The organism is Microbacterium sp. BF1 (genome assembly GCF_019279095.1).
In the GTDB taxonomy this organism is placed as follows: Bacteria; Actinomycetota; Actinomycetes; order Actinomycetales; family Microbacteriaceae; genus Microbacterium; species Microbacterium maritypicum.
Genome location: NZ_JAGYWT010000312.1, coordinates 1 through 2905 on the forward strand (window position 1 = coordinate 1; position 2905 = coordinate 2905).

At 69.0% G+C, this 2905-nt stretch carries 4 protein-coding genes; 3 read left to right on the plus strand and 1 reads right to left on the minus strand.

Annotation, left to right across the window (positions count from 1 at the left end):
- Window positions 1-337: DUF2809 domain-containing protein (locus KZA10_RS11145; RefSeq protein WP_218682917.1), on the minus strand; the 337-nt coding region annotated here is incomplete at its 3' end.
- A gap of 57 nt (window positions 338-394) precedes the next feature.
- Here KZA10_RS11145 and KZA10_RS11150 point away from each other — a divergent pair.
- From KZA10_RS11150 to KZA10_RS11160, 3 genes are all read left to right on the plus strand, one after another.
- A complete protein-coding gene (locus tag KZA10_RS11150) occupies window positions 395-1207 on the plus strand; it encodes an RNA methyltransferase (protein WP_141386239.1) in 813 nt (270 codons plus the stop codon).
- A gap of 35 nt (window positions 1208-1242) precedes the next feature.
- Window positions 1243-1914 carry a response regulator transcription factor gene (locus tag KZA10_RS11155; protein ID WP_218682918.1) on the plus strand — a complete coding sequence of 224 codons (672 nt, stop codon included), beginning with the start codon at window positions 1243-1245 and terminating at the stop codon, window positions 1912-1914.
- A gap of 3 nt (window positions 1915-1917) precedes the next feature.
- On the plus strand, window positions 1918-2905 hold a 988-nt coding region (locus KZA10_RS11160; RefSeq protein WP_218682919.1), incomplete at its 3' end, for a histidine kinase dimerization/phospho-acceptor domain-containing protein.

Consider the following 2905-nt stretch of genomic DNA (forward strand, 5'->3'; position numbering starts at 1 on the left):
GGGCTTCGATGTCCGCGACCTCGAAGCCCGAGCCGAGGACGAGACGGATCGGCGGGAACAGGGCTGCCCACTCGCGGGGAAGCCCGGTGAGCTGGAGCAGTTCGACGGCGGCGCAGAACACGAATGCCACGACCGCGATCGCGGGACGAGGCCGGCGCGGGGCGAGGAACGCGACGAGCAGGTAGATGAGCACGGCGTACAGGGCATCGCCCACGATGTCGCCGATCATCCCGCTCACACCGAGGTGAACGACGAGACCGATCCCTACCGTGACGGCGGCGACGACGGCGAGGGTGATCCGTCGGCGAGTGCTGTTCACCGTGGGGCTGTCGCTCATCCCGGCACCCTATCCCGATGGTGCGGGAACCAGTCGCGCGTTCTCTAGACTGTGATCGTGCTGGAGAACCCCCGTTCGCCCCGAGTCCGAGCCGTCGCGAAGCTGACCAAGCGCAGCGCCAGAACCGAGACGGGCCTGTTCCTTCTGGAAGGTCCGCAGTCCGTCCGCGAGGCGCTCATCTACCGTCCCGAGGCGATCGTCGAGCTGTTCGCGACGCCGAACGGCTGGGAGAGGCACCCCGACATCCGTGCGAAGGCCGCCGAGGCCGAGATCGATGTCGAATACGTGACCGAGTACGTCCTCAACGCGATGGCCGACACCGTCACCCCGCAGGGGCTGGTCGCGGTGGTGCAGCAGACACCGACTTCCGTGCGCGACATCTTCGACTCCTCGCCACGGCTGGTGGCCATCTGCGAGGAGGTGCGGGACCCCGGGAACCTCGGCACGATCATCCGGGCTGCCGACGCCGCCGGTGCGGATGCCGTCGTGCTCACCGGCCGCACGGTCGATCCGTACAACCCGAAGGTCGTGCGCGCCACGACAGGGTCGCTCTTCCACCTGCCGGTGTCGGTCGGGGGAGACCTGGCCGATGTCGTCACGCGCGCCCATGCCGCAGGTCTGCGCATCCTCGCGGCCGATGTGAAGGGCGACGATCTGCTGAAGGCACGCGCCGAGGGCGTGCTCGAAGAGCCCACCGCATGGCTCTTCGGCAACGAGGCGCGCGGGCTCGAAGACGAGGCGCTCGCGCTCGCGGACCAGGTGCTCAAGCTGCCCATCTTCGGCCGTGCCGAATCCCTCAACCTGGCGACGGCCGCCAGCGTGTGCCTCTACGAGAGCGCCTTCGCACAGCGGGCGACGTCCGCCGGCTGAGTTCTCGGCCCCGAAGGAAGCAGGAGACGGAGTCGATGAGGATTCTGATCGTCGAGGACGACGACCGCGTCGCCGGCGCGCTCGAGGCGTTCCTCGCTCGGTCGGGATACGCGACCGTGCGCGCGGCGGACGGAGCGGCAGCTCTGGACCTGCTGGGTGCGGACACCGAGGTCGTCCTGCTCGATCTCGGGCTTCCCGACATCGACGGTGTCGACCTGTGCCGTCGCATCCGTGGCCGCTCGGAGGTTCCGATCGTCATCGTGACCGCGCGCAATCAGGTCGCCGAGCGCATCAAAGGACTGCGGGCCGGAGCCGACGATTTCGTGGTCAAGCCCTATGACGTGCATGAGCTCCTGGCCCGGATCGAGGCCGTGACCAGAAGAACACGACCGATGCGACCCGAGGCCGATGCCCGTGTGCTGCTGCATGACGGTGATGTGGAGATCGACCTCGTCGCACGGCAGGTCCTCGTCGGCGGCACACCGATCGACCTCACGCGCAAGGAGTTCGACATCGTCGCGGTCCTCGCCCGATACCCGGGGGTGGCTGTGCCGAAGGAGCGTCTGATCCGCGAGGTGTGGAACACCGACTGGCGAGGGTTCGGGCACTCCCTCGAGGTGCACGTCGGCGCGATCAGGAAGAAGACCGGAGTCCGCGGGGTCATCGAGACCGTGCGTGGCGTCGGATATCGGCTTGCGGGGTCGTGACGCATGCGGCGCCGTCTGATCATCGTCTTCCTCGTACCGCTCGTCGCCATCCTGGCCGCGCTCGGCGGGGCTGCGGGATGGAGCGCCGCCCACGGAGTGCAGCAGGCGTTCTACACCCAGCAGCTCGGCGACCTCGGGTACTTCGCCACGAGCGCGCGTCAGGCTCTGCGATCCGGCAGCGCGGCGGTGATCGACGCCGAGGTGATGCGCTTCCGTGAGGTCTACGGAATCGAGGTCACCGTCTTCGATCTCGGCGGCAGCGTGTGGGCCGCAGGCGAGCAGGACCCGGCGGTCCTTCCTGAGGAAGACGCCGAGAGGGTCAGACTGGCCCTCTCCGGGCGGCGGGCCGAGCAGCCAACGGTCGTGTTCCCCTGGACCGTCACGGACGCGGCGCTGGCCGAGCCGGTGTTCGACGACGGGGACGTGATCGGCGCCGTGCTCGTCACCGGCGACGTCGAGGCGCCGCGTGCCGCGATCCTGCAGCAGTTCCTCCTCATCTCCGCGATCGCGCTGGTGCTCATCGCGCTCGGGGTGCTCCTCGTGTTCCGCCTCGCTCGATGGGTGCTGTCGCCGGTGCGCCGGCTCGATGAGGCGATGGTCGCGATCGAGCGGGGTGAGATGGATGCGCGGGTCGCGGCGGATGACGGTCCGCCGGAGCTGCGCCGCATGGCGCAGGTGTTCAACGGGATGGCCGACGAGATCGAACGGGTGATGACACGCCAGCAGGAGTTCGCACTCAACGCCTCTCATGAGCTGCGCAACCCCCTGAACGCTCTCCTCCTGCGCGTGGAGCATCTGGCCACCGGACTCGGGACGCAGTGGCAGCACGACGTCGAGGAGACACGGGAGGAGGGGCGACGGATGACCCGTATCCTCGAGACGCTGCTGGGCCTCGCGCGCGGCGGACGCGGGGATTCGGCCATCTCCGCTGTCGACCTCGCGAGCCTCGCCGCCCGGCGCCTCGACGCGTTCGCAGCCGGGATCATCGTTC

Bases quoted from the DNA above. Each gene is read 5' to 3' on its own strand.
- KZA10_RS11155 (WP_218682918.1), top strand. From the start codon at position 1,243: ATGAGGATTCTGATCGTCGAGGACGACGACCGCGTCGCCGGCGCGCTC.